The organism is Streptomyces sp. A18 (genome assembly GCF_059026065.1).
Window position 1 is genome coordinate 1 of the sequence record NZ_JBWLKL010000067.1, and the last position, 25,454, is coordinate 25,454.

Annotated in this window: 23 protein-coding genes; 17 read left to right on the forward strand and 6 right to left on the reverse strand. The window is 69.5% G+C overall.

What is annotated here, in order from left to right:
* The first annotated feature begins 15 nt into the window (after positions 1–15).
* A complete protein-coding gene (locus AC5P1C_RS41455) occupies positions 16–231 on the forward strand; it encodes a hypothetical protein (protein WP_493871199.1) in 216 nt (71 codons plus the stop codon).
* 530 nt (positions 232–761) lie between these two features.
* On the opposite strand, the gene AC5P1C_RS41460 is transcribed toward AC5P1C_RS41455, so the two are convergent.
* Positions 762–2,057, reverse strand: a complete 1,296-nt coding sequence (locus AC5P1C_RS41460; RefSeq protein ID WP_493871177.1) for a CitMHS family transporter — start codon at positions 2,055–2,057, stop codon at positions 762–764.
* 379 nt (positions 2,058–2,436) lie between these two features.
* Between AC5P1C_RS41460 and AC5P1C_RS41465 the strand changes: the two genes are divergently transcribed.
* From AC5P1C_RS41465 to AC5P1C_RS41510, 10 genes are all read left to right on the forward strand, one after another.
* Entirely contained in the window at positions 2,437–3,153 is a 717-nt protein-coding gene (locus tag AC5P1C_RS41465) for a FadR/GntR family transcriptional regulator (RefSeq protein WP_493871178.1), read from the forward strand.
* 144 nt (positions 3,154–3,297) lie between these two features.
* Positions 3,298–3,999 (forward strand): aspartate/glutamate racemase family protein, encoded by a 702-nt coding sequence (locus AC5P1C_RS41470; protein WP_493871179.1) that lies wholly within the window; start codon positions 3,298–3,300, stop codon positions 3,997–3,999.
* The gene (locus AC5P1C_RS41475; RefSeq protein WP_493871180.1) at positions 3,996–4,865 is read left to right on the forward strand and encodes a sugar phosphate isomerase/epimerase family protein; all 870 of its coding nucleotides are present in this window, start codon (positions 3,996–3,998) and stop codon (positions 4,863–4,865) included. The genes AC5P1C_RS41470 and AC5P1C_RS41475 overlap by 4 nt, the downstream gene beginning before the upstream one ends.
* A gap of 66 nt (positions 4,866–4,931) precedes the next feature.
* On the forward strand, positions 4,932–6,020 hold the full coding sequence (locus AC5P1C_RS41480; protein WP_493871181.1) for an isocitrate/isopropylmalate dehydrogenase family protein: 1,089 nt from the start codon (positions 4,932–4,934) through the stop codon (positions 6,018–6,020).
* A gap of 117 nt (positions 6,021–6,137) precedes the next feature.
* Positions 6,138–7,385 carry a 3-oxo-tetronate kinase gene (gene otnK, locus AC5P1C_RS41485; RefSeq protein ID WP_493871182.1) on the forward strand — a complete coding sequence of 416 codons (1,248 nt, stop codon included), beginning with the start codon at positions 6,138–6,140 and terminating at the stop codon, positions 7,383–7,385.
* Positions 7,385–8,062 carry a 3-oxo-tetronate 4-phosphate decarboxylase gene (gene otnC, locus AC5P1C_RS41490; protein WP_493871183.1) on the forward strand — a complete coding sequence of 226 codons (678 nt, stop codon included), beginning with the start codon at positions 7,385–7,387 and terminating at the stop codon, positions 8,060–8,062. Before otnK ends, otnC begins: the two co-directional genes overlap by 1 nt.
* A gap of 19 nt (positions 8,063–8,081) precedes the next feature.
* Positions 8,082–8,570: a ribonuclease E activity regulator RraA gene (rraA, locus tag AC5P1C_RS41495; RefSeq protein WP_493871184.1), complete on the forward strand. Its 489-nt coding sequence runs from the start codon at positions 8,082–8,084 to the stop codon at positions 8,568–8,570.
* 217 nt (positions 8,571–8,787) lie between these two features.
* Positions 8,788–10,158 (forward strand): NAD-dependent succinate-semialdehyde dehydrogenase, encoded by a 1,371-nt coding sequence (locus tag AC5P1C_RS41500; protein WP_493871185.1) that lies wholly within the window; start codon positions 8,788–8,790, stop codon positions 10,156–10,158.
* Positions 10,159–10,193: 35 nt separating this feature from the next.
* Positions 10,194–10,643, forward strand: coding sequence for a cupin domain-containing protein (locus AC5P1C_RS41505; RefSeq protein WP_493871186.1), 450 nt, complete (start codon positions 10,194–10,196; stop codon positions 10,641–10,643).
* Between the two features lie 39 nt (positions 10,644–10,682).
* The gene (locus AC5P1C_RS41510; protein WP_493871187.1) at positions 10,683–10,979 is read left to right on the forward strand and encodes an antibiotic biosynthesis monooxygenase family protein; all 297 of its coding nucleotides are present in this window, start codon (positions 10,683–10,685) and stop codon (positions 10,977–10,979) included.
* A 215-nt stretch (positions 10,980–11,194) separates the two neighbouring features.
* Here the strand turns inward: AC5P1C_RS41510 and AC5P1C_RS41515 are convergent, their stop codons facing one another.
* Positions 11,195–11,413, reverse strand: a complete 219-nt coding sequence (locus AC5P1C_RS41515; RefSeq protein ID WP_493871188.1) for a hypothetical protein — start codon at positions 11,411–11,413, stop codon at positions 11,195–11,197.
* Positions 11,413–11,727: a hypothetical protein gene (locus AC5P1C_RS41520; protein ID WP_493871189.1), complete on the reverse strand. Its 315-nt coding sequence runs from the start codon at positions 11,725–11,727 to the stop codon at positions 11,413–11,415. Before AC5P1C_RS41520 ends, AC5P1C_RS41515 begins: the two co-directional genes overlap by 1 nt.
* 247 nt (positions 11,728–11,974) lie before the next feature.
* Between AC5P1C_RS41520 and AC5P1C_RS41525 the strand changes: the two genes are divergently transcribed.
* From AC5P1C_RS41525 to AC5P1C_RS41535, 3 genes are all read left to right on the forward strand, one after another.
* Positions 11,975–13,054, forward strand: a complete 1,080-nt coding sequence (locus AC5P1C_RS41525; protein ID WP_493871190.1) for a PP2C family protein-serine/threonine phosphatase — start codon at positions 11,975–11,977, stop codon at positions 13,052–13,054.
* Between the two features lie 35 nt (positions 13,055–13,089).
* Complete coding sequence (locus AC5P1C_RS41530; RefSeq protein ID WP_493871191.1) at positions 13,090–13,620, forward strand: MarR family winged helix-turn-helix transcriptional regulator; 531 nt, start codon at positions 13,090–13,092, stop codon at positions 13,618–13,620.
* A gap of 85 nt (positions 13,621–13,705) precedes the next feature.
* Positions 13,706–14,437 (forward strand): hypothetical protein, encoded by a 732-nt coding sequence (locus AC5P1C_RS41535; RefSeq protein WP_493871192.1) that lies wholly within the window; start codon positions 13,706–13,708, stop codon positions 14,435–14,437.
* Between the two features lie 54 nt (positions 14,438–14,491).
* On the opposite strand, the gene AC5P1C_RS41540 is transcribed toward AC5P1C_RS41535, so the two are convergent.
* From AC5P1C_RS41540 to AC5P1C_RS41550, 3 genes are all read right to left on the reverse strand, one after another.
* Positions 14,492–19,366, reverse strand: a complete 4,875-nt coding sequence (locus AC5P1C_RS41540; protein ID WP_493871193.1) for a DNA repair ATPase — start codon at positions 19,364–19,366, stop codon at positions 14,492–14,494.
* A 107-nt stretch (positions 19,367–19,473) separates the two neighbouring features.
* Entirely contained in the window at positions 19,474–21,498 is a 2,025-nt protein-coding gene (locus tag AC5P1C_RS41545) for a flotillin family protein (protein WP_493871194.1), read from the reverse strand.
* An 85-nt stretch (positions 21,499–21,583) separates the two neighbouring features.
* Positions 21,584–22,207 carry a hypothetical protein gene (locus tag AC5P1C_RS41550; RefSeq protein ID WP_493871195.1) on the reverse strand — a complete coding sequence of 208 codons (624 nt, stop codon included), beginning with the start codon at positions 22,205–22,207 and terminating at the stop codon, positions 21,584–21,586.
* A 639-nt stretch (positions 22,208–22,846) separates the two neighbouring features.
* Between AC5P1C_RS41550 and AC5P1C_RS41555 the strand changes: the two genes are divergently transcribed.
* From AC5P1C_RS41555 to AC5P1C_RS41565, 3 genes are all read left to right on the forward strand, one after another.
* A complete protein-coding gene (locus AC5P1C_RS41555) occupies positions 22,847–23,356 on the forward strand; it encodes a nitroreductase family deazaflavin-dependent oxidoreductase (protein ID WP_493871196.1) in 510 nt (169 codons plus the stop codon).
* Positions 23,357–23,428: 72 nt separating this feature from the next.
* Positions 23,429–23,842 (forward strand): hypothetical protein, encoded by a 414-nt coding sequence (locus AC5P1C_RS41560; protein WP_493871197.1) that lies wholly within the window; start codon positions 23,429–23,431, stop codon positions 23,840–23,842.
* Positions 23,843–24,124: 282 nt separating this feature from the next.
* Positions 24,125–25,258, forward strand: coding sequence for a PP2C family protein-serine/threonine phosphatase (locus AC5P1C_RS41565; RefSeq protein WP_493871198.1), 1,134 nt, complete (start codon positions 24,125–24,127; stop codon positions 25,256–25,258).
* The last annotated feature ends 196 nt before the right edge of the window (positions 25,259–25,454 follow it).

Sequence of the window (25,454 nt, forward strand, 5' to 3'; positions counted from 1 at the left end):
CGCGCAGCCCTTTCCCTGCACCCCCCTCTGATGGACACTCTGGCTGCGGGCAAGGCGGCTGGGGCCCTGTCGGGCATTGTCTCGGGCTCCGGGCCTACCATCGCGTTCCTGGTGAAGGACGCGGCATCAGCAAAACAAGTGGCCCAGTCCCTTCTGGATTCGGGCTCATGCCGAATCGCTCGGATCGACACCTCTCCCACGCAGGGAGCGACGATCACACAGAGCCCGTGACACAGCTGTCGCCAGGCACCCGGTGCCAATGTGACTCCACTTGGCTGCAATCCCCCTTGCAGCGCTCGCTTCCTCGTCGAAAGACCGTGCGGCCTTGCCTTGGCACACCACAACTCGGTGCAACGCCTCCGTGCTCGTGGCGCTCTTCGGCAGGCGGGTCGAAACCCAGGCGGGAACACGATCCGGTGCAGGTCGGCGTTGGCTTTGCCGGGCGGTCGGAACTGTGTCTCCGCCTCATGGGCGGCAAGGTTCGCACGGGGACACGACTCGACGGTTCTGCGACAGAGGCACTATCCGCACCGGCAGTCGACCCACCCGTGACACGACACTCCGTTCGGCTCACGTGGGTCAAGCAGCCTCAAGTCCTGGAAGGCGGACGGCGCCTTGCAGGTGCGGGCGCTGTGTGTGCTCCTGACCCATAACGGAATGGGCCCGCCCGATGTTCAGGACGTGGTGAGCCAGACCAGTTGCTCACCGGGTCGCAGCGGACGCCCCGTGGTCCGGGTCTTGCCCCACACGGCCGCGCACTTCTAGGCGATGGTGATGGCTCCGGTGAGGAGCGCGAAGACGATGTAGGCGAGGGAGACCGGGACGCCCCAGCGCAGGGCTACCTTCTGGAAGTCGCCAAGGTCTGCCTTGATCAGGCCCAGCAGGACCCACAGCGGTGCGGAGGTGGGGCCCATGCTGTGCAGGATCTGACGGATGGCTCCGGCTCGGGCGATCTCGTTGGCGTGGATGCCGTAGTGGCTCGCGGATTCGGCGAGGACGGGGACGACACCGAACCAGTACGCGTCGTTGGACATGAAGAAGCCGAGCGGCAACGCGAGGACGGCCGTGAAGAGCGGGACGACACTGCCCCAGCCGTCCGGTACGAGGGAGAGGGCGCTGTTGGCCATCGCCTTGATCATTCCGGCGTCCGTCATGATTCCGGTGAAGATGCCGGCGGCGAGGACGAGCATCATGACGGGTACGGCGTTGGCGGCCTGGCGTTTGATGAGTTCCTGCTGCTTCTCGATGGACGGGATGTTGAGGAGCAGGCCGATGACGAAGGCGACCATGAACAGGACGACGAGGTCGGCGACTTCGAGGATGAGCAGCACCATGAGGAGCGCGGTGAGGGCGGCGTTGGCCCACATGCGCCAGGTGACCTCGACTTTGGGGATGGCTTCGCCGGAGGCGACCTCGAGTCGGTAGGCGTTCAGCTTCTCCGGGTCGAGCGTGCGGCGTTCGCGCAAGCCGAGCCAGTAGGCGACGGCGATGATGGCCAGGCTGGTCAGCACCATGGGGCCGATCATGTGAACGAAGTAGTCGCTCGCATTGAGGTGGAGCGCGCTGATGCCACGGGTGGCCGCGCCGCCCCAGGGCGTGGTGCCGGAGATGGTGCCGAGCGCCATGGTGGCGAGGGCCGCCAGGATCAGCGGGTTGATGCCGAGGCGTCGGTAGATCGGCAGGAACGCGGAGCAGACGATCATGTAGCTGGTCGTGCCGTCTCCGTCGAGGGCGACCGCGAGGGAGAGCACCGCGGTTCCGACGACGATGCGCATCGGGTCGCCCTTGGAGGCGCGGATGATGAAGGCCGATATCGGGTCGAAGAGCTTGGCCTCCATCATCAGGCCGAAGTAGAGGACGGCGAAGAGGAGCAGGGCCGCGGTGGGGGCGACGGTGTCCAGGCCGTTGATGATCATGTCGCCGATCTTGGCGCCTTTGCCGGCGATGACGGCGGCGACGATCGGCGTGATCATGATGGCGGTGAACGCGGAGAGGTGCTTGCGCATCACGAGCAGCATGAAGCTGCCCAGTGTGGCGAAGCCGAGGACGGCGAGCATCGTTGCTCCTAGGGGCAGGGCTTGAGACCGCCGTCGAAGGCGGCCGGGGTGCGGGTCAGCGGGGCTAGCGACTGCCCCGCGGCACGCGCGGTGCCGGGCTCGGCGCGGGTTGCGGGGCACTCATGGTGGTGCGGCTCCTGTGGTGGGAGGTGTCCTGGGGCGCGGCAGAGCTGCAGCGCGGGCGCTCCAGGCGGTGCCGCACGGCGTGCGGCGCGACTGGGCGCAGGGCCGAGGACCGGGCGCGCAGGGAGGAGGACGAACCCGTGGGGGCGGCTCAGGTGTCCATGCAGCGCACCCAGTTGCGGCTAACCGGTTTACCGGTTGGCCGGTAGATAACTAGACTCCGGGCTGATCCGTCAATAGCGAAGTGAGGAAGTCCATGGCCGAACTCTCGAAAATCACGGTCGAGCCACGCGAGCCACTGGCCGCCGAGGTGTCCCGGCGGCTCATCGACTACTTGATGTCCGGGGAGGTCCAGCCCGGCGACCGGATCCCCTCGGAGCGGCAGCTCACCGAGATGCTCGGGGTCAACCGGCCGACCGTGCGCGAGGCCATCAAATCCCTCGGCTTCCTCGGACTCCTGGAGATCCGGCAGTCCAGCGGGACGTACTTCCGCGGCACCGACTCCGACGTCCTGTACCGCCTCTTCGAACTCGGGCTCGTGCTGGGCGAGCGTGGCGCGAAAGACATGCTGCAAGCGCGCGCCGAGCTCGAAGTCGTCGTCGCGGGGCTGGCTGCGGAGGCGCGCGACGCGGCGGGAGTGAAGCTCCTGCGCGCCCGCCTCACCATCATGCGCGAGTGTCCGGACGACGAGTTCGCCGAGGCCGACACCGCCTTCCATGCCGCACTCGCCGAGCTGGCCGACAATACGGTCCTGCGCGACATGCTCAAGGGCATGCGCACCATGATCCAGCGCGGCTGGGTCGAGCGGACCGGCGCGGTGCGCACCCGCAAGATCGCCTACGACGATCACGTGCCGATCTTTGAAGCGGTCGAGCAGGGAGACGCCGAGGCCGCCCGCGCGGCGATGAGCAGCCACATGCAGGGCGCTTCACGGCGCCTGCGCGAGGCACTGGAACAGAACACCGCCGACTGACCGGCGGGCCGGGGCTTTGCGTCACCGGGAACGGTCCCGCGCATCCCTCTTTGGTCAACCGGTTGACCGGTTTACCGCATGTGCTTAGAGTGACCCGGCGGCACCGAACCAAGCAGTGCCGCCACCCGGAAGAGGGGAAGCCCGGTGCTTGACCGCCCGCCGCTGATCGCCATGATCCACGCCGTTCCCGCCGCCGCACGGATCGCCCAGGACAGCTTCGCCCGGGAGTTTCCCGAGGCCCGGCTCTGGAACCTGCTCGACGACCGCCTCCTCGACGACGCCCGCGCCGCCGGCGGACTCGACGGCGCCCTGCGCCGCCGCATGCTGCGCCTGATCGGCCTCGCCGCCGAGGGCGGAGCCCAGGGCGTACTGCTCACCTGCTCCTCCTACGGCGACGTCGTCGACACGGCCCGCATGCTCTGGAAGATTCCCGTTCTGAAGTCGGACGAGTCGATGTTCCGCGCCGCGCTCACCGGCCCCTACGACCGCCTCGCCGTAGTCGCTTCCACACCGCCGGCCGTGCCGGCCGCGCTCTCCCAGCTCGACGACCTGGCGGCACGGCTACGGCCCGAACACCCGGCCCACGTCACCTCGGCGCTGAGCGAACCCGCGGGGAACGCCGCCACCGCGCGGGAAGCCGCACGCCACCTCGCCGACGCGCTGCGCGCGGCCGAGGCCACCGACGCCCAGGCCGTGCTGCTGGCCCAGTACTCCCTGGCCCCGGCGGGAGAGGCTCTCTCCGAATTGCTCGGCGTGCCCGTCCTGGACGGCGCGGGCGCCGCGGCGCTGGAGCTGCGTTCCGTTCTGCTGCCGCGGGTGCCCGCCGCAGCCGAGGCGGCGCGATGACAACGTCCCCTCCGCCGGCGGGAAACCGGGACGCCGACTGTCTGCGGTGGCCCCTGGCGTACACGGTCTCCTCCGACGACTGCCGCACGCCGATGCCGCTCGGCTTCGACGCCCCACTGGCCGATGCCGCCCACGAGTTGGCCACACTCGGCTACGACGCCCTGGAGGTCCAGGTCCGCGACGTGGACGCCCGTGACGCGGACCGCCTCACCCTCGCGCTCGCGCCCTCGGGGCTGCGCATCGCGGCCCTGGGCACCGGACCGATCGCGGCGCAGGACGGCCTGAGCCTCACCGATCCCGCCCCCGACGTACGTCGCCACGCCCTGGCCCGGCTGCTCGGCGTGGCCGAACTGGCCGCGGCACTGGATGTGCCGCTCACACTGGGCCAGACCCGAGGCATCTTCCTTCCCGGCCTGGCGGACGTACAACGGACCTGGGCCGAACAGGCCGTGCGCCGCCTGGCAGTTGAGACCGCCGCACTGGGGACCCGTCTGCTGATCGAACCGCAGAAGCGCGCCAACACCTCCCTGTGGAACACCCCCGAGGAGGCCCTCGCGTTCGCCGACACCCTCGGTACGCCGAGCGCACTCGTACTGGACACGCACCACTTGGAGCAGGAGGGTCTCGACGCGGTGAGCGCCGTCACCACCCATATCAAGCAGACCGGCTGCGTTCAGCTCGCCGCCACCACCGAGCGCGGACCTCTGACGGTGGGCGATCACCGACTCCCTGCCCTGCTGCACGCGCTGCGGGAGGGGGCCTTCAGCGGCTGGCTCTGCCTGGAGCACACCCAAGGCGGCAACAGCGTCCTGGCCGCAGCCCGATCATGGACCGCCGTGCATGACGCCGCAGCCGCCCTGAACTGACCTCATCCGACGCACCATCCACAGCCTGTATCTCCCCCGCACCACCTGATCGCAAAGGAACCGGACATGAGCACCACCACCTACCGCCTGGGCGTCCTGGAGGGCGACGGCATCGGCGCCGAGATCGTCCCGTCGTCCGTCGAGATCGCCACCGCCGCGGCCCGTGCCGCAGGCGTGGCCGTCGACTGGGTCACCCTCCCCCTGGGCGCCACCGCCATCGAGAGCCACGACACGCCGGTTCCGGACGAGACCGTGACCGCGCTGGCCGGCCTCGACGGCTGGTACCTGGGCCCGCACGACTCGGTCTCCTACCCCGAGCCGCACAAGTCGGCGCTCAACCCGTCGGGCACCCTGCGCAAGCACTTCCAGCTCTTCGCCAACATCCGCCCGGCCAAGTTCTTCCCCGGCGCCAAGGCCGTCTGCGACAACTCCGACCTCGTGATCGTCCGCGAGAACACCGAGGGCTTCTACGCCGACCGCAACACGTTCGCCGGCACCGGCGAGTTCATGCCCACCCCCAACACCGCGATCATGCTGGGCATCATCACCCGCGAGGCCACCGAGCGTGTCGCTCGCGTCGCCTTCGACCTGGCCCGCTCGCGCCGCAAGAAGCTCACCATCGTCCACAAGGCGAACGTCCTGAAGCTCACCACCGGTCTGTTCCGCACGGTGTGCCAGGAGGTCGCCGAGGAGTACCCCGACGTCGCGGTCGACGACTTCCACATCGACGCCATGACCGTCCATCTGGTGCGCCGCGCCCAGGACTTCGACGTCATCGTCACCGAGAACATGTTCGGCGACATCCTCTCCGACCTCGCCGGTGAGATCTCCGGCTCGCTCGGCACGGCCCCCTCCATCAACGCCTCCGCCGACCGCGCGATGGCCCAGGCCTCCCACGGCTCCGCCCCCGACATCGCCGGCCAGAACATCGCCAACCCGGTCGCGATGATCCTCTCCGGCGCGATGCTCTTCGAGTGGCTGTCCGCACGCCATGAGGACCCCGCGCTGGCCCAGGTCGCGAAGACCATCGAGGCGGGCGTCGCCCAGGCCATCGCCTCCGGCACCTCCACCCGCGACCTCGGCGGCTCGGCCTCCACCACCGAGTTCACCGCCGCCGTCATCAAGGCGATCGAGGCCGGCGCCGGTCAGAACTGACCCAGGCCACCGGGTCCGGCCCTGCCGGACCCGGTCGCGGGGCGGGCCCACTCTCGCCCTGGCCTGCACCCGCCCCGCCACATCCCCGTACACCGCGCGTCCCTGGAGAGCCTCGACATGACCCTGCGCATCGGCTGCATAGCCGACGACTTCACCGGCGGCACCGACGTCGCCGCCGCGTTCCGGCGTGCCGGCCTGCGCACCGCGCTCGTCTTCGGCGTGCCCGGCCCCGACACCGCACTGCCCGCCGACTGTGACGCCGCCGTCGTCGCCCTCAAGTCCCGCTCCACTCCGGCCGACGTAGCCGTCGCCGAATCCCTCGCCACCCAGAAGTGGTTGTGGTCCAAGGGCGCCGCGCAGGTCTACTTCAAGTACTGCTCCACCTTCGACTCCACCCCGGCAGGCAACATCGGGCCGGTCACCGACGCCCTCCTGGAGGCCGCCGGTGCACCGCTCACCCTGGCCTGCCCCGCCTCGCCACCCAATGGCCGCACGGTCTACCAAGGCCACCTCTTCGTTCACGACCAGCCGCTGGACGAGTCGCCGCTGCGCCACCACCCGCTCAACCCCATGACCGACTCCTCACTGCCCCGCCTGCTCGCCGCCCAGACCGAACACCGCGTCGGACTCGTGGACTGCTCCACCATCCAACGCGGCGTGGACGCCGTACGCGAGGCGCTGCTGCGGCACGAGCGGGACGGTGTGCGGCATGTGATCGCCGACGCGCTCACCGACGACGACCTCGCCGTCCTGGGCGCCGCAGCCCTCGAACTGCCGGTCGTCACCGGGGCGGCCGGCCTCGCCGAGGGCCTGGGCCGCGCCTACCCCTCCACCGGACACACCCTCACCGAGTCGCCCGTGCACGAGGGCCGGGCCGCGGTTCTGGCGGGCAGCTGCTCGGCCCGCACCCTGGAGCAGATCGCGCACTTCTACGCCACCGGACTCCCGGCGCTCCATCTCGACGTGCTCGCCGCAGCCGCCGGACGCGACGTCGGAGCTGAGGCTCTGGCCTGGTACGAGGACCAGGACCCGGATGTGCCGGTACTCCTCTACGCCTCTGCCTCGCCCGAGGAACTGACGGCCGTGCAGGAGCAGCTGGGTGTCGCCGAGGCCGCGACCAAGGTCGAGGAACTGCTCGGCACGCTCGCCGTCCGCCTCGTCGAGCGCGGCGTGCGCCGCCTTCTCGTCGCGGGCGGGGAGACGTCCGGGGCCGTCACCACAGCGCTGGACATCCGTGCCGTCCTCGTGGGTGAGGAGGCCGATCCCGGAGTGCCGTGGACGTACGCGGATGACCTCGCCCTGATGCTCAAGTCCGGCAACTTCGGCGCCCCCGACCTGTTCGTGCGCGCCCTGAAGGAGAGCTGATGAGCCCGTACCCCGACGAGGTGGCCGCCCGCGCCCACATCGTGCGCACGGCCCGCTCCCTGTTCACCCGCGGCCTGACCCACGGCTCCACCGGCAACCTCTCGATCCGCCTGGCCGGCGGCAGCCTCCTGCTCACCCCCACCGGCTCCAGCCTGGGCGCCCTCACCGAGGACGGCCTCTCCCGCATCGACGTGAACGCCCGACACCTCGCTGGGCCGCGCCCCTCCAAGGAAGCGTTCCTGCACGCCGCCTTCTACCGGGCCCGGCCCAGCGCCCACGCCGTCGTCCACCTGCACTCCACGCACGCGGCCGCCGTTTCCTGCCTCGCCGAAACCGACCCCGACAACGCCCTGCCGCCGTTGACCGCGTACTACGCGATGCGCATCGGCAGGCTGCCTCTGCTGCCGTTCCACGCGCCTGGGGACGACAGGCTGGGCCCGCTCGCGCAGGAGACGGCCCGCAGGCACCATGCGGTCCTGCTCGCCAACCACGGCCCCGTCGTCGCCGCGCCCACCCTGGACCAAGCCGCCGACGCCACCGAGGAATTGGAGGAGACCGCCAAACTCCACCTCCTCCTCCAGGGCCACCGCACCCGCCCCCTCACCTCCGAGCAGGCTGCCGCGCTCGCGCCGAATCCTCTTGACGGCCGGAGAGGCCCGAGCGCGGCAGCAACCTAAAGAATCCCGAGGACTCCCGATGCCCCACCTCCACCAGCCCGTCCCCACCGCCGACCTCGTCGACGAACACGGCGCCGCCCTGCGCGTCTGCGACGTCCAGTTCCGCCGGTTCGGCGGCCGCCGCGCCTTTGCAGGACCGGTCCGCACCGTCTCCTGCCACGAGGACAACGGCCTCCTGCGCGAACTCCTGCGCACTCCAGGCGAGGGCCAGGTTCTCGTCGTCGACGGCGCGGCCTCGCTGCGCACGGCCCTGGTCGGCGACCTCATCGCGGGCTCCGCCGAGCAGAACGGCTGGGCCGGTCTGATCCTGCACGGTGCCGTACGCGACAGCGCGGCACTGGCCCAACTCGACCTGGGCATCAAGGCGTTGGGATCCATTCCGCGCAAGAGCAGCAAGGGCGCCGCCGGAGCCGTGGATGTACCCGTCGCCTTCGGCGGCGTCACCTTCCACCCCGGCGACATCCTCCACGCCGACGACGACGGCGTAGCCCTCCTTCCGCGCGCCTGAAGCCTCACGTCTGGTCGTCCGTCCGCCGCAACAAGCGCATCGCCGCCCGCCGAAGGTGAAGCAGCCGCTCCGAGCGCGAGACCCACAACACCGAGCTCGCCCCGCCGGCCGCCGCCAAGACCACGGCCACCAGCACCCGCGACATCGGCGGCACTCCACACCACCGCCTTCGCCGCCCACATCCACCGCGTCAACGACCCCACGGAGTGAACCTCTGATGATCACCTCCACCAATCCGGCCACCGGCGCGGAACTCGCCCGTTTCGCCCCGCAGTCCGCCGACGAGGTCGACGCGATCCTCACCGGAGCGGCGACCGCTCAGGCCGGCTGGCGCCGCCGTGAGATCACCGAACGCACACCGCTCCTTCGGGAGATGGCCAAGGTTCTACGCGAGAACCGCGAGAGTTACGCGGCGCTCATCACCGCCGAAATGGGCAAGCCGGTCACCGAAGCGCTCGCCGAGATCGACAAGTGCGCATCCACCTGCGACTACTACGCCGAGCACGCTCCAACCCACCTCGCCGAACAGCCCATTACGTCCAACGCCACCGAGAGCGCCGTTGTCTACGACCCGCTGGGCGTCGTGCTCGCGGTGATGCCGTGGAACTACCCCTTCTGGCAGTTCTTCCGCTTTGCCGCCCCGGCGCTGGCCGCGGGCAACGGCACCCTGCTCAAGCACGCCAACAACGTGCCGCAGTGCGCCCTCGCCGTCGAGGAGGTCGTCCGCAAGGCCGGCGCCCCCGAGGGCCTGTGCCGCACCCTGCTGATCGAGGTCGACCAAGTGGCGGGGATCATCGCCGACCCGCGCGTCGCGGCGATCACCCTCACCGGCTCCACCGAGGTCGGCGCGATCGTCGCGTCCCAGGCCGCGGCCGTACTGAAGAAGCAGGTCCTGGAGCTCGGCGGCTCCGACCCGTTCATCGTCCTCGCCGACGCCGACATCGCCGCGGCCGCCACCACCGCCGTCAAGGCCCGCTACGTCAACGCCGGCCAGTCCTGCGTCAACGCCAAGCGCTTCATCGTCGAGGAGTCCGTCGCGGACGAGTTCGTGGCCGCGTTCACCGCCGCCGCCGGTGAGTTGAAGGTCGGCGACCCGAACGATCCGGCGACCGCGATCGGCCCCATGGCGCGTGCCGGCCTCCGCGACACCCTGCACGGCCAGGTCGAGCGGACCCTCGCCGCCGGCGCCGAACTCAAGCTGGGCGGCCAAGTTCCGGACGGTGAAGGCTGCTACTACCCGCCCACCGTCCTCGACCACGTCAAGCCCGGCATGGCCGCATTCGACGAGGAGACCTTCGGTCCGGTCGCCGCCATTACCCGCGCCACTGACGCCGATGAGGCCATCGAGCTGGCCAACCTTACCGAGTACGGCCTCGGCGCCGCGCTGTGGACCAGCGACCTGGACCGGGCACGCAGCCTCACCCGCGTCCTGGACGCCGGTGCCGTCTTCGTCAACGGCATGGTCGCCTCCGACCCCCGCCTGCCCTTCGGCGGCATCAAGCGCTCCGGCTACGGGCGCGAACTCGGCACCGAAGGCATCCGCGAGTTCACCAACACCAAGACGGTCTGGATCGGCCCAGCCGCCTGAAACCCGTGCCCCTCCCCACCTACGGAGAAATCCCCATGAGCACCACCCCCGCCCCGGACGCCCCCTGCTGCGGCACCTTCCCACCCGCAGTCCTGCGCCCTGCCGAACTGCCCGCCTTCAGCCGCGGCGGCGGCGCCCGCACCATCCCACTGGTCACCCAGGCCGTCGGGGCTGAAATCTTCCTCACCGGCCAGACTCTCTTCGACGGCGGCGCCAGCATCCCCCTGCATACCCACAACTGCCCCGAGAGCGTGACCATCCTCGAAGGCAACGCCATCGTCGAGATCGACGGCGTCGAGCACGAGGTCACCCAGTTCGACACCACGTACGTACCCGCAGGCACCCCGCACCGCTTCCGCAACGCCTCCGACACCGAGCCCATGCGCATCCTGTGGATCTACGCCTCGATCGACGCCACCCGCACTCTTGTCGAGACAGGGCTCACCGCACGGGTCGACGCCGAGCACGCCAAGCCGGCTCGCTGACGACGCACTTTTCACCACACAGGAACAGGTCCCACCCTCATGATCACCGAGATCGCACAGATCGATGTCCACTCAGGCCAGGAGGAGGACTTCGAGAAAGCCTTCGCCGAGGCCGTCCCCATCTTCCTCGCGGCCGACGGATGCCACGGAGTCGACCTGAACCGCAGCATCGAACACCGCACGCGCTACCGCCTCATGGTCCAGTGGGAGACAGTCGACCACCACACCGTCATCTTCCGCTCCTCGGACGGATTCGCCCGCTGGCGAGCCCTGGTCGGCCCCTACTTCGCAGCTCCACCGCAGGTCGAACACGTACACCCCGTCCGCACCCACTGATGTCAACGGCCGGACCCGCAGACGACCCCGGCCCTGTACGGCCGTTACCGATCGGTAGCTGGTACTGGTGAGTTTTCCGGACGCGTCGTAGCCGTACGTGCTGAGTTTTCCAACCTGGTGTGAGGTGCGCGGTCTGTCATCGACCGGGGGTTGTCGATGTTGTTGCGCACCGCTCCTGCGCGGCGAGCGGCTTCCAGGGCAGATGCCCGGAGCATTCAGCGCCCTCTGCACATGTAGGCGCGCAGCGACAGCACTTGGATCGCGCTGCCGAAGACGTACCCGAACAGCACGACCATGACGGCTGGGAAGATCAGTGCCGCGACGATTTCACCAGGGGCTTGCCGCAGCCGTCCCAGCTCACGGCCGACCAGGGTCAGCCCGTCGGTGAACGTCCACCGCAGACGGTGGCCCAGCGGCGGGGCAAGGTCGGTCATCAGACCAGCTCCTTCTGGCCGGTGAGGCGCAGGAACACCTCGTCGAGGCTGGGGCGGCGCAGCTGCACGTCGGCCGCGACGACACCGACTCGTTCGAGCTCGCGGACGATGTCGGTGAAACGGAAGCTGCGGCCCGGCAGGGCGACACTGAGCCGGTCGGCACCAGTCACCGTGGGATCGGTCCCGGCCAGGGCTTTCAGCGCGGTCGCCGCCGAATCGAGGGTGGCGGGATCTTCGAGAGCGAGGGGGACGCCGGGTCCGCGGTCGGCGAGGGGGCGCGCTTCGAGATCCGTGCAGAGTTGAGGGGCGAGCATGAAGCGGTGGTGCGGTACTTCGGTGCGACTCTCGCGTACGGGGCGAGACGCGGCCGCATGCGCCTGCTCGACGACTTCGCCCTCAGCACCTGGCGCGCCGGCGCCCGAGGTCCGCCCGTCAGCATCGATCAGATAACGGGCAGTTCTGACGTTTCTTCGGCACGCGCACCTTTGCATAGTCTAAAACGTGGGGGAAGGAGCGCCTGGGGAGGCGGCTCTTGAGCGTCGCCACGTCACCGGGAGCGTCATGACCGAGAAGAAGCCGCAGCACAGTTCCACCGTGCTCGCCTGGCTACCGGTCATGGTGATGGCGGTCGTGACCGCCGTGGACCTCACTGCGGGGCCAGGTGTGGGGTTCCTGCCGCTGGTGTCGCTCGGGCCTGCTTTCTCCGGGCTCGTCGGCTCCTGGCGGCGTACCGCGCTGATCGGCGCGGTGGCACTGCTGTTGTGCATCACTCTGGGGCTGTACGACGGGCTGTTCTCGACCCGTCGCGGGTACACGGCGATGGCGTCCGTCGCCGGCGTGACCGTCGCGGGCGTCGCCGCTGCCGTGATGCGCGGCCGCCGGGAGGCGGAGCTGGCCAGCGTCCGCTCCATCGCCGAAGCGGCGCAGCGCGTGTTGTTGCGACCGGTGCCGCTGAGTGCGGGCCCGCTGCGAGTAGCCGTCTCCTACACCTCGGCCCTCGCGCAGGCGCAGATCGGCGGGGACCTCTACGAGGTGGTCTCCTCGCCGCGTGGGGTGCGGGTGATCGTCGGTGACGTGCAAGGCAAGGGACTTGAGGCGGTGGAAACCGCCGCCGTGGTGCTTGGCGCGTTCCGGGAAGCGGCGTACGACGAACCGGACCTGACGGGACTCGGCGAGCGGCTGGAGCGCAGTGTCTCGCGGCAGTTGGGGGACGAGAAGTTCGTGACGGCTGTACTGGCCGAGGTGAGCCCGGACGGCGACGGCGTGGTCTTCCTCAACTATGGTCATCCCGCCCCCATGGTCGTACGCGAGGACGGCGACGTCTTTTTCCCGACCCCACCCGAGTTCGCGCTGCCGCTCGGTCTCGGCGCACACGGCGGCGACGCGCCGGTCCCCTACCGCGTCGGCTTCGCCCCGGGCGAGCAGGTCCTGCTCTACACCGACGGGGTGACCGAGGCACGCGATGCGGCTGGCTCCTTCTATCCGCTGGAGGACCGGGCGTTCCTGCTCAAGGACCCGGATGAGGGAGCCGCCCTGGAGGCGCTGCGTGCGGACCTGGTGCGGCATGGCGACGGCCCACCGCACGACGACGCGGCGATGCTCTTGCTGCGCTACCACGGGCATGCGGGGGCGGGGCGGTGAACACAACAGTCTCTGTCGACGGTAGAAAGGGGGGCATGGCCGAGCAGGGGGCCCCGTGCGGGGGCGTGGATGATGTGGATGCCGTGACGGGTGCAGTGCTGACCGCTTCGCGGCTCCTGGTGGCGGTGTCCGCCCGGTCTCTCGCGGAGGTCGAGGAACGGGTGACGCTCCCCCAGTTCCGGATGCTGGTGGTCCTTTCCAGCCGTGGAGCCACCAAACTGGTGGCTCTGGCGGAGCTGTTGCAGGTCGCCCCCTCGACCGCCATGCGCATGGTCGACCGCTTGATCGCCACCGGTCTCGCGGACCGGCAGATCAACCCCGCCAACCGCCGCGAGACCCTGCTGGGACTCACGGAGGAGGGTCGGCGCACCGTCGCCGATGTCACGGGTCGGCGCCGCGCCGAGATCGCCGCGATCGTCGAGCGCCTCGCCCCGGAGCAGCGCGCCTCACTCATCGAAGCACTGAACGCGTTCAACAACGCAGGGGGAGAACCTCCCGCCCCGCAGACGGACGGCCCGGAGATGCATCCGCTGGGGTGGGCCGACGTCCCGGCGGGCGGAGCCTGACTGTACGGGACCGATCCGAGGGGAGGAGCGGATGCGTCGGCTGCATAGGCAACCGGCCGTGCGAGCAGCCGGTTTGCTGGATCACATGAGGGCTTTCGTGTGGGGCCCCGCGGAGTTCGTGGGCCTGCCTCCCAGGTGGCTGACGGCCCAGGGACTCATTGTCGGCTTCCTCGGCGCGGGGGCCATCATCGGTGCCGGGGCCCTGGGGATGTGGGCCGGGCCACCCGCACTGAGCAGCGGCGAGGCCGGCATCACCGTCACCTGCCTGCTCGCGTCCTATTTGATCGCCATCCGGGCCGGCCGCGCTCTGGTGGGGATCGTCGCCCTGCTCGGCATGTGCCTGGCCCTGCTGACCCCGCAGACAGCCGCCGGGCTCATCCTGGCCCACCGCGGCCAGGAGCAGCAGGCGCTGGTCACAGTGGTCGAGGGGGCAGGCACGTCGGCCGCCGGGCGGGACCGTTACCTCTGTTCGGTGCAGGGCTCCGATGGATCTCCGCCGAGCGTACGGATCTGGCGAGGCTGCCAGGAGTCGACCCAGCCGGGAGACACGCTCGCCGTGGTGTATGACCCACTCGGCCGGGTGGCGCCGAGAGGCGTGGAGGGCGCCCGCCCTGACGGGAAGCCGCTGGCCGAGCTCGTCGTACTCGCCCTCGCGCTGGTGGCGGTGAGCACCGTCGCTGTGGCGCGCTCCTTCCGCTTGAGTACGCCGTCGTACGAGGATTCCGGCACCCCCCACGGGCGGACGTGGCCCCGCGATACTCCGCTGACCACCGCGACAGCCACACCACCCGCCGATCCCTCAACAGAGACACGGTGAGGGCGGGCGTGCACCGGCCTCCTCTGCAGCACCTGCGTCACGCATACGGCGTGCTCAGGTCCCCTTGGCGTGCCTGGCTGTCGGGTTGGCCAGGGCATTGCGCGGGTCCGCGGCCCGCGTGATGGCCGTTTCGACCGAGGCGAGACGGTCGGCGAGCAGGTCGAGGGCTGCGACGGCGTGTGTCACCGGGTCGTTGTCCTGGCCGCCGAGGCGGGCGGCGCGGACGTGGGCCGCCTTGATCTCCGCCCAGCGTCGGGCGCTCTCCGGGGTGAGGGTGTCGCGCAGTTCGCCGAGCTTGAGGAGGTTGGACTCAGCGCCGGTGGTCAGGGTCTGAGCCTCACCGGTGTAGTGGTCCTCGATGACAGCATCGAGCTCGGCGTCGTTCATGACCGGGTCGATGCGGGCCGCGATCTTGTTCATGTCGCGGTAGGAGCCCTGGAGGCGGAAGGGCGGCTCGGTCCGGGTCGCGTCGGACTGGCCCGCGGAGGCGATGTAGGCGGCGTTGACCGCGAGAACCGTGGCTCGTGCGGTCAGCAGGTGCCTCAGTACCGCGGTGACACGGTCGAGTTCGGCCGTGGAGTACGGGTGGGTGAGGTGGTCGGCGCGTGCCGTGGGGTCGTCGGCGGCGAGTCGGAGCAGCAGGTCCAGGTCGGCGCGGTTCCGGCCGGCGAGTGGGGCGAGGACCTGGTTCGCGGTCAGGGCGTTCTCGATGAAGCTGACGGCGAAGGCGTCCTCCTTGCCGGTGAGGACCTCGCCGAGGTTCCATACGTCGGCGCGGTTCGCGAGCATGTCGGGGATCTGGAAGCGCTGCCCCGACTCGGTGTAGGGGTTGCCCGCCATGCAGACCGCGAAGCGTTTTCCGCGCAGGTCGTAGGTGCGTGCGGTGCCGTTCCACACGCCCTCCATGCGACGCTGGGCATCGCACAGCGAGATGAACTTCTGGAGGAGTTCGGGCGAGGTGTGCTGAATGTCGTCCAGGTACAGCAGGACGTTGTTGGCCGCTTCCAGGGCGAAGTTGACTTTGTCGATCTCCTGCCGGGCCGTCGCGTTGGGGGCCTCAGCCGGGTCGAGCGAGGTCACCCCGTGGCCGAGGGCGGGTCCGTTCACCTTCACCAGGACCATGCCGAGCCGGTCGGCGACGTACTCCATGAGGGTCGTCTTGCCGTAGCCGGGCGGCGAGACGAGCAGCAGGAGGCCGCCGGCCGCGCCCAGTTGTTTGCCGAGGCTGTCGCCGATCAGAGGCAGGTACACCTCGTCGATGAGGCGGTTGCGCACGAAGGCGGACATCACCTTGGGCCGGTACTCATCCAGACGCAGGCGGGTGCGTTCAGCTGCCACGAGGTCTGCCCTGCGGGACTGGTAGGCGCGGAAGCCAGGGGTGGTGACGGCGCTGAACTGCCGTGTGCGGGACATGAGTTCATCGATGCGGACCGGAAGGTCACGGCCGCTGATGCGGGGGTGGGTGCCGAGCAGATCCTGGACGGTCTCGGTGAGCCGGGCGGTGCAGTCGTAGTGCTCCAGGTCGCGGCAGAGCTCGACGGCCACCGCTTCATCCAGGTCGCCGCACTCACCGGTGGCGGTCACGTACGAGGTCAGCCACGCCTCGGCCAACTGGCGCCGGGCCATTGGACCGTGGATGGCGCTCAGGTCGTCCTCGTACCCCGAGCTGTCCACCGCGCGCCGGAACTTGTCCAGGAGGGCTCGGGTTTCGCTTGCGACGACGAAGCCGGTGGGGCCGGTGGTGAGCTCCTCGAAAAGGTAGGCCGCCGCCTCCGCATCGCCCGTCATGCGCACTGCCAGTTCGGCGCGGAGGTCCTCGATCGCGGGGGCGAGACCGAAGGTGTCACGGGCGCGGGCCAAGGAGAGTGCGCGGCGACGCCACAGCTCCCGCTCCTCCCCCATGGCGTCGTACGCCCAGAAGTACTGGGCGGCCGCTCGGGCCCGTGCGGTGTAGCGCAGCAGACCGGCCCCGTCGTGCAGCCGGAGCAGCGCCCTGAGGATCTGCGTCGCGTCATGGTCGTGGACGCCGCGTTCATGGCCTTCGTCGTACGCCACCTCCGCAGCGGAGCGGACCAGGGCGGGCAGGTCGTCCTCGGCGAGCAGCGCCTGTGCCCCGTGCTCGTCGAGCAACCGGGCGGCCAGGTGCTCGGCGCGGTAGACGTCGTCGTTCTCGGTGGGAAGCAGTTGGTTCCAGTAGGGGCGCAGCTCGACGAAGGACGGGTCGGTGATGGGCGAGCGGTAGTCGGTGCCGGTCAGCGCGATGGCCATGCCGTCGCCGTGCGGGACGACGGTGAGGTCCAGCGGCTGGGTGTTGACCGCGAATCGGTGGCGGCCCAGGCGGATGGTGTCGCCGCCGTCGGCGTACAGCTCGGTGCGGTCACGCAGAGAGCGGGCCGCCTCCTGGCCGGCGGACGCGATGCGGCTCTCCAGCTCCTCCGCCCTGACCTGGTCGCCCAGTTCACGCAGCTCGTGGACGGTGCGGCGGACCTTGCCGATCATCGGGTCGGAGGCGAAGTAGGTGCTGATCTCGTCGGTGGAGGCGAGCGTGGTCAGGCGCCGGGAGACCGTCTCCAGGACGCGGTTCGCAGAGGTCGCCAGGCGTTCGGCGTGCCGGGCGCGGGCGTCGGCGAGGGTCTGTTTGCGGGAGGCGAACGCCTCGTACACCTCGGCACGCTTGGCGTCCAGCTCGCCGAGGAAGTCATCCGACTCCGCGAACCGGCTTTCCAGGTTCTCCAGTTGCAGCAGTAGACGGGCCAACTGGTCGTCGCAGTTCTCGGGAGTCGTCGCGGTGGTGAGTGCACCTGTGACAGCTTGGCCGAGCAGGGAGAATTCGGCGGCGAACTCGGCGCGCCCCTCGTGTGCGGTCAGTTCACGGCGGCGGACATCGAGGGTGGCGCGTGCCCGGTTGACGCCGGCGATGACTTCGGCGATGCGTTCCAGGATGGCGGTGCGCACGGTCGCGTCGCCGATGTCGAGGCCCGCGACGACCTCGGTGACGGTCTGGAGCTGTCCCGTGAGCTGTTGGAGGCGGTCGGCGATCGAGGTGGCCTCGGCGGCCGTTCTGATGCCGGAGGCGTCAGCCGTCAGCTGTTCGAGCTCGGCGTGATGCGAGACGAAGGCGTCCGCACGCTCCAGGAAGGAAACGGCGCGCTGCCCTGCCGAGGCGATGTCGCCCGCCAGGTCACCGGCCAGCTCGTCGATGTGGCGTGTGTCGGCGTATCGCAGCTCCTTCAACGTCAGCAAGTGGCCTTGCGCCTGCCGTAGTTCGGTGAGCCGCTCAACCCACTCGGGCGCTGTGCGGGGCACCTCGCCCCGGATGTGCCGTACGAGGGTGGCGACGCGCGCGGCGGATTCGGCGAGGGCTTCGGCGGCCTGACGGGTGAGGGCCTGCACGGTCTCGAACTCGGTGAGGACCTGTTGGGCGGTGGAGCGTACCGCCTCCAACGGAGACCGCAGGTCGCCGAGTTCCGCCTCTCCGAGCCAGTGGGAGGAGTCGGCGGCGCGTACGCACGAGGCCACCAGTGCCTCGTACACGCCCGTGGTGGGCGTGGTCTCGGTGACGGCACGGGCGATGGAAAGACAGTCGGACACGCCGCGTACGAGGTCGGCGTTGCCGATGCGGGCCAGCGAACCTTCGCCGTCGGCCGGGACAGTTGAGGCGTGGGTGTCGGCGACGTATGGGGACTGCCAGATCTGCAAGGGGTGCACACGAGTGGGCTCATCGGAACGACCGGCGCGCAGCACCATCAGCGTGCCGTCGTCGAATTGCGCGTAGCCGTGGCAGGACAGCGGGGTGGCCACCTCCTTCCGGATCATGTTGTAGGGCAGGAGGAGGTTGCGCCCTTCCGCGCGTGCGTGGAAGGCGAACAGGACGTCTTCACCATTGGGTGAGCGCGTCATCCGCTCCAATTCGAGGTCGGCGGTGTCCAGGCCGTCGAAGGTCTTGTGTGCGCCCGTGGCCAGGCAGTACCCGCCGGGGAAAACGATGCCCTGGTCCTCGGGGAGGCGGTGGCACGCCTGCCCCATGCCGTCGAGACGTACGGCCGTCCTGGTCAGGGTGTTGAAGACCAGGTGGCGCCAGACGGTTTCCTTGTAGGGGCGCACGCGCAGCAGGATCAGCGCGCCGACGCGTGCGTGCTCCACGTCGGCGTCGGCGAGGGACTGCAGCGGCTCGTCGACCGGCTCGTCGTAGATCCCGCGCCTGGTCTCCGTGTCGTCGTCGATCTTGAGGGTGAGGGAGCCGCCGACCGTCGCGACAAAGATCTCGCCAGCGATGGAGATGTGCGGGTGACGGCCCAGGACGTGGCTGTCGCGGGTCGTCACCGTCCACTCGAAGTCATGCGAGGGCGGGAAGACATGGTCCCGCTCACCGCGCGCGTCCAGGAAATCGGCGCGGCCGTCGGCCGTCAGGGTCCAGCGCAGGACGCGGATGTCCTCGCTCTTGTCACCGGTCTGGAAGACGGCGAGAAGCTTGCCCTCGACGCGGCGCAGCTGGAGGAGCCTGGCCTCGCGGTAGTAGCGGAAGAGTGCGCTGAACTCGCGTACGAAGGCAGGGTCGTCGAGGAGTCCGGGGACCGTGTCGTCGGGCAGCCGGTTCAGGTCGCGGTCGTGCAGGGCGAAGACGTCACCGATCGCGGTCTCCGGCCTTGCGGCCGTGAGGCCGTTGTGACCGAACAGGAGCGTGTCACCGATGGCGATGATGTCGCGCGGCAGGCACGGGTGCGCGGTGCGGATGCTCTGGGTGCCGGTGAGCGTCAGCTCGGTGGAACCGAAGGCCGCCAGACGGCGCTCGTTGAGGGCGGTGGCGCGTTCGGCCAGCTGCCGGGCCTGGGCCGCGAGCCGGTCGCGCAGCACCTCATACGCTCCCGCGTCCATGCCGGTGCCGGGGCCGGCCTCGGTCTCGGCCTCAGTCCCGGTCTGGGTGTCCATGTCCGGCTTCCTTCCGTGTGGCGTTTGGTGATGTCTCAGCTGGATGTGCGAGGGATGGGTGTGGCCGGGACCGCTGACCCCCGTGCAGCGACCCCGGCCGGTCTGTGTCAGCTCGCGGACGAGCTGCTGTGCGTGCCGTTCAGTTCAATGATCGGCATGTCGGCCAGCCCCAACTGGCCTGCCTTGTCCAGGAGCTCACGCAACTGGCCGGCCTGTCCGCCGCCGCCGTTCATGAGCTTCATCAGCAGCGCGGACACGGTCAGGTTCTGCACGTCGGACGTGGAGACCGAGCCGATGACCTTGGCCAGGTCGTCGGTGAAGTTCGCGGTGCCGTCCAGCCAGCGACCGGCCAGGGCCTGCGCGGTCTCGGAGTTCTGGACGAAGGCGTCGACGCCCTTGCCGAGCGAGATCGAGGAGACGAGGCGGTCGAAGAAGACGGACTCGCCGCCGACGATGCTGATGTCCGCGCTCTCCAGGCCGGTGGCGAGGACGGTGGCCTGCGCTTCGGCGATGTGCCGCTGCACCTCGATGCCGGCCAGGCGGATGTCCTTCTCGGCCTCCAGACGCAGCCGGTACTCCTCGTGTGTGCGGGACGCCTCATCGAGCGCGGCCATCGCGGCCGCCTTGTCCGTGAGGCCCGCGGCCTCGGCCTTCAGCTTGGCCTCGACACCCTCGGCCTCCGCACGCATCCGGGCCTCGGTGGCCTCGGCCTCCGCGCGGCCGGCCTTCTCGATGGCGTCGGCCTCCTTCTCACGCACCTGCACGGCCGCCAGGCCCTCCGCCGCAGCCTCGGCCTGGATACCTTCCGCCAGACGCAGCTTGGCCTGCGCATCCAGATCGGAAGCCTTCAACCGGGCCTCGGCCAGGGTGACTTCCTCTGCCGCACGGTGAATGGCGGCCTGCTCCGCCGCCTCCGCGGCCTTGATGCTCTTGACCAGCCCCTCCTGCGCCTGCGCCTCGGCAGCGATGATCACGGCCTGCCGCTCGCGCTCCGCCTCCTCCACTGCGCGGAGCTTCTTGATGGACTCCTCCTGCTCGGCAACCGTGCGGTCGACGGCGACGCGCTCACGGACGACCTCGGCGATCTCCCGCTTCTCCGCCTCCACCTCTTTCTCGGCCGCGATCCGGGTCAACTCCGTCTCACGTTCGCGGGCGATCACTTCGAGAAGCCGGTCCTTCTCGATCCGCTCGTTCTCGATGGCGATGACCCGCTCGCGGTTCTTCTGCGCGACGGCGACCTCGCGGGCCTGGTTCTCGCGCTGCACACCGAGCTTCTCCTCGGTGGCGAGGAAAGCACCCTGCGACCGCAGCCGCTCCTCCTCCACCACGCGGGCTGTTTCGGCCTCTTCACGGGCCCGCACGGTGTCGACCTCTCGCTTCTGCTTGATCTCCGCATCGGCCTGGCGACGCTCCAGCTCCAGGATGGCCTCGCGGGCGTCGACGTTCTGGCGGGTGATCTCCTTCTCCTCGTGCCGCGTGTACTCGTTGGTGCGTACGTGCTCGACAGCCGTCAGTTCGGTGATCTTCCGGATGCCCTGGGCGTCCAGAATGTTGGACGGGTCGAGCTGGGAGAGCGGCGTCTGTTCCAGGTAGTCGATCGCCGCGTCCTCCAGGCTGTAGCCGTTCAGGTCAGTGCCGATCACCTGGATGATGCGGTCGCGCAGTTCGTCGCGCTTGGTGTACAGGTCGGCGAAGTCCATCTGCTTGCCGACGGTCTTCAGCGCCTCGGAGAACTTCGCGTTGAACAGTTCCTGCAGCGTGTTCTGGTCGCTGGCCCGAGCCGTGCCGATGGCCTGTGCGACCCGGATCACGTCCTCAACGGTCTTGTTGACGCGTACGAAGAACGAGATGCGGATGTCGGCACGGATGTTGTCCCGGCAGATCAGACCGTCCCTGCCGGTCCGCATGATGTCGATGGTCTTCACCGAGATGTCCATGACCTCGGCCTTGTGCAGCACAGGCAGCACGACCTGCCCAGTGAAGGTCACATCGACCTTCCGCATCTTCGAGACGATCAATGCCTTGCCCTGCTCCACCTTGCGGAACAAGCGTGTGACCGTGAACAGAAGTACAACGACGACGAACAGGACAGCGGCGACTGACACGCCGATGCCCAGAGTGATGGCATCCATGTGGAGTCCTAAGAAAGGTGAGGAGATCTACGGGCCGCACCAGGTATGCGCCTGACCGGCGGCCTTCGGTGTGGACGAGCGTGATTCAGGCGCGGCCGACGTTGCCGGGGCCGGGGTCGAGCGCCGCTTCGTAGGGGGCGACCCAGAAGAACTCGCCGGAGTCGTCATAGGCGTAGAGCAGCGCTGTACTGCCCGCGGCAAGGGCATCGGTGCCCTGCTGCCTGACCTGGACGATCGCGGTGGAGCCGTCCCGCGCGGCGACCTCTGCCTGACCGAACTCCGAGTCCACCCGCCCCGTGCGGATGGTGCAGGTCAATCCGATGAAGTCCTGCCGGGACGGCCCAGGTTCATCGGGGAACAGTTTGGCCAGCGGTCGTACGACACATCTGGTGAGCCACCAGGCCATGAGGAGGGAGAGCAGGAACACACCGCCGTCGACGACGAGATGCGCAAGGCCCTTGAGCCCGGCCCTCCCGAGCAGCACCGAGCCGGTCACGCCGGTGAACCAGCCGATCACGACCATGAACGACACAGGAACCGCGACTGGCACGCCGCCCAGCCCCAGCGCTGCCAAGTCGGCGTCCGCATCGAAGCCGTCCGCGTCGAAGCCACCCAACAGCACCAGCAGCCAGAAGCCGATGACAACCAGGAGCGCGGCGCTGAAGACGACGCCCGGAAATCCCGCGACCGCGCCGAGAAACTCCTCCATGGCCCATCCCCCTGCCCGTCAGTGCCGACGGACGCGTGCCCGGCTGCCGGGTCCCGCTTCCGGAACCCGGCATCCGAACTCGCCCCCGTTCCTGCCTCCACCATCCTGGCTTGACCTGTACGACTGGCGCATTGCCGGAAAGCGGCAATCTTTACGCGCCGTTAATGCCGGGCGGGACTCTCCGGGGGAGGAGGACACACCCCGGGTCACGGTGCGCGACGGGTCCGGGGGACGGCCGGAGCGGGTGGCACCCCGCCGTGACGTGGAGAGCTCGCCGACGCCGCCGTGTGCCCCCTCGCCCCGCTCTTCTCCACCTCCATTGACCAGCCACCGGCGCCTCACCGCTGCACGCCGGATACCTGCCCCTGCTCGATCTCTTCGCGATCGACGACCCCGCACTGGACGAACCGACCGCCCGCGAAGTGCTCCAACTCCTCCCCGGGTCGGCCGGGTTGCTGTTGCCGCCGATCCGTGCGTCTGAGGGGGGAGGACCGGGCCACGCGCAGGAGGTGGCCGCTGGAGCGGCCTCCTGCGCCGAGCGCCCTTGATTTAGACTATGCAAAGCTTGCATCGACTAAGCATCGTGGCCCGACGTCCGTTACACCATCGAGTCCGATGGGCAGCCCACGGAGGCGACACATGACGACACCTCAGCACTTGCCGCACCAGCGCCCTCCCGTTCCGCAAGGCTGGCGACGACGCCTCGCGAGACTCCCCATCGCTTTCTACCGTGTGGGCCTCGGTCCGCTCTTCGGAAAGCGCCTGCTGCTCCTGCACCACACCGGCCGGACCAGCGGCCTGGACCGGCGCGTGGTCCTGGAAGTCGTCGCCTACAACGCCAAGGAGGGCCGTTTGATCCTCGCCTCCGGCTTCGGCCCGAACGCCGCCTGGTACCAGAACCTGCGCACCACCCCGAAGACCACCGTTCAGATCGGCAACCGCCACTACGCCGTCACGGCCCACTTCCTCAGCTCAGACGAAGGTGGTGAGGTCATGGCACGTTACGCCCCGGCCCACCCCCGCACCGCACGCCGCCTGTGCGCCTTCATGGGCTTCGACGTGGACGGCAGCACCCATTCCTACCAACAGGTCGGCCGCCAGATCCCGTTCGTGCGCCTCGACGCCGCGCCCGGCCAACAACTGCCTTGAAGCGCTTCACGGGGTGCCAGCAGCCAAGAGCAACAGACCGGCAGCAGACGAGATGCGAGGGACGGCAGCTCCATGGACAAGTCAGACGCGATCTGGCGCAGATTCTTGCAGGACAGCGAGGACGCCATACGCCGCACCGCCCCCAAAGAGGCCTCGGCGCAGGAGCGGATCGCGGATGCGGCACGACGACCGGCCACCGGTCGTGCGCCTCAACAGCCCCCGCCAAACGCCCTGGAGGCCATCGGCGAACTCTGGCAGCCCGAGCCCTCACAGGATCAGACCGCCTGGCACGACTTGGACGGCTGGGGCCGAGTGCGCCGCGCCTCTGGCGTACTGGGTGCCGCCGCCGTATTGATCGCGATGCTGACCGCGCTCTCCCGCCCGCCCAGCGGGGCGGGTCCCGAGAGCGATCTCCCGGCTGGGATCACGCTCCAGCAGACCGAGGAAGCGTCAGGCGGGCCGCCCCCGGCACTTCCTCCGCCGTGAGCACGGCAGCCCGCCACGCGTATCCAGCACACGCAAACCACCGCAGCAGCGCCGAGCTTCCGCCTCGGCGGAGCCTTCCCCGGGCCGACGCGGTCATCGACGTCCACGAGCACCCCGCAGGCCCTCGGAAGCGGCCCGGCAGAGCACCAAAGCGTCGCTGATCAGAATCGCGCAGTACTGGACTCCTGCCCTGTTATCGCCCAATGCTCATTACTATGTGGCTCACATACCGGGAGGGAGCGTGCAATGCGTGTTCACTTGGGCGTTCCACACACAGCGTGGATGGCTTACCTCCCTCCGGCGGTACTCACAGCCCTGCTCACGTCGCTGGACGTCACCTACCACGAGCAGTGGCGTGGCATCGTGGTCGGGCTCGTTGCCGTCCCCGCGATCTTCCTGGCCCTGCCCGAGCCTCAGCGGACACGCCAGCCCTACTATGTCGGCGGTCTCGCGTTGGCCGGCGCACTGGTGAGCAGCGCGGTGGACTGGCGCGACCGCCCCGCTGTGATGCTCGCAACCATCATCAACATCGTCCTCCTGACCTGCGTCACTGGTCAGTTGCAGCGCAGACGGATGCCCCCCGACTCCCCTACAGTCGAGACCCTCTCACCTGCCCCGGCTCCGTCACCGGCCGCACCCCAACCCGCAGCTCTGCCTACGCAACAGCGGTCCTCTCGCACCTTTCACCTGGGCGACGCCAAGATGGCGCTGTGCAGCCTTCCGCAGGCGAACCACACGGCCATGGTGGCCGATATGTGCGATGCGCGGGAAACACCGTACGGAACGCGCATCCTCGTAGCCGACCTCATGGGCAAGGACGAGGCCACCCGAGTCGCGGGTGACCACCTACTCGAGAGCTGGAGGCAGCTGGCTGCGAGCGAGCCGAGCCTCGCGGAGATCGCGCGCCGTCTCGATGCTGAACTCGCCGCCTGTTCCGACCGGTTCGCCAAGGCACTGCTCATCACGCTCCACCATGACTGTGGGGAGTTCGTGTGTTGCGGGCACCCGCCGCCACTCGTACTCGGCGGCGAGGACGGCCGCGTCCGGGAGGTGAGCCCCCTCATCCCGCTGCCACCGCTCGGACTGTTCAGCCTCGTACCCCACGAATGCACCGTCTTCACCACGTCCTTCACCCTTCGAAACACCCAGCAACTCCTGGTCTGCACCGACGGCATTGGCTACGCCATGGACCAGGACGGCTCCCCCTTCCCACTGCTTCAGCTGGCACAAGCGCTGGGCGACCGACCACCTGCGGCGCTGCTCGACGCCCTGGTGACCGAACTCGACCGGCATGCGGCAAGCGGACTCGGCGGCCTCCGCGACGAAGCGCTGCTGCTCCTTCTCCAACAAGAAGCACGCCCCTTCCAGCACGTCACAACGGCACTCCCACCACTACGTACTGGAGCGGCAGGGTGACAGTCCCCGCCTTCCGGCGCGGCCACGGTGGGGAGGCGAGGGCCCAGCTTGGAAGCCGGGCGCCTCGGCCGGCCCAGGGACGGGTGCGCCCGGCCTCAGAGCTCTCAGAACTCCTGCGCCGGCCAGTCGAGGAGCCGTGCGCCGATCACAGCGGTCTGCAGGGTGTAGCGATGGACCGGGTCGGCTGGGTCGGCGG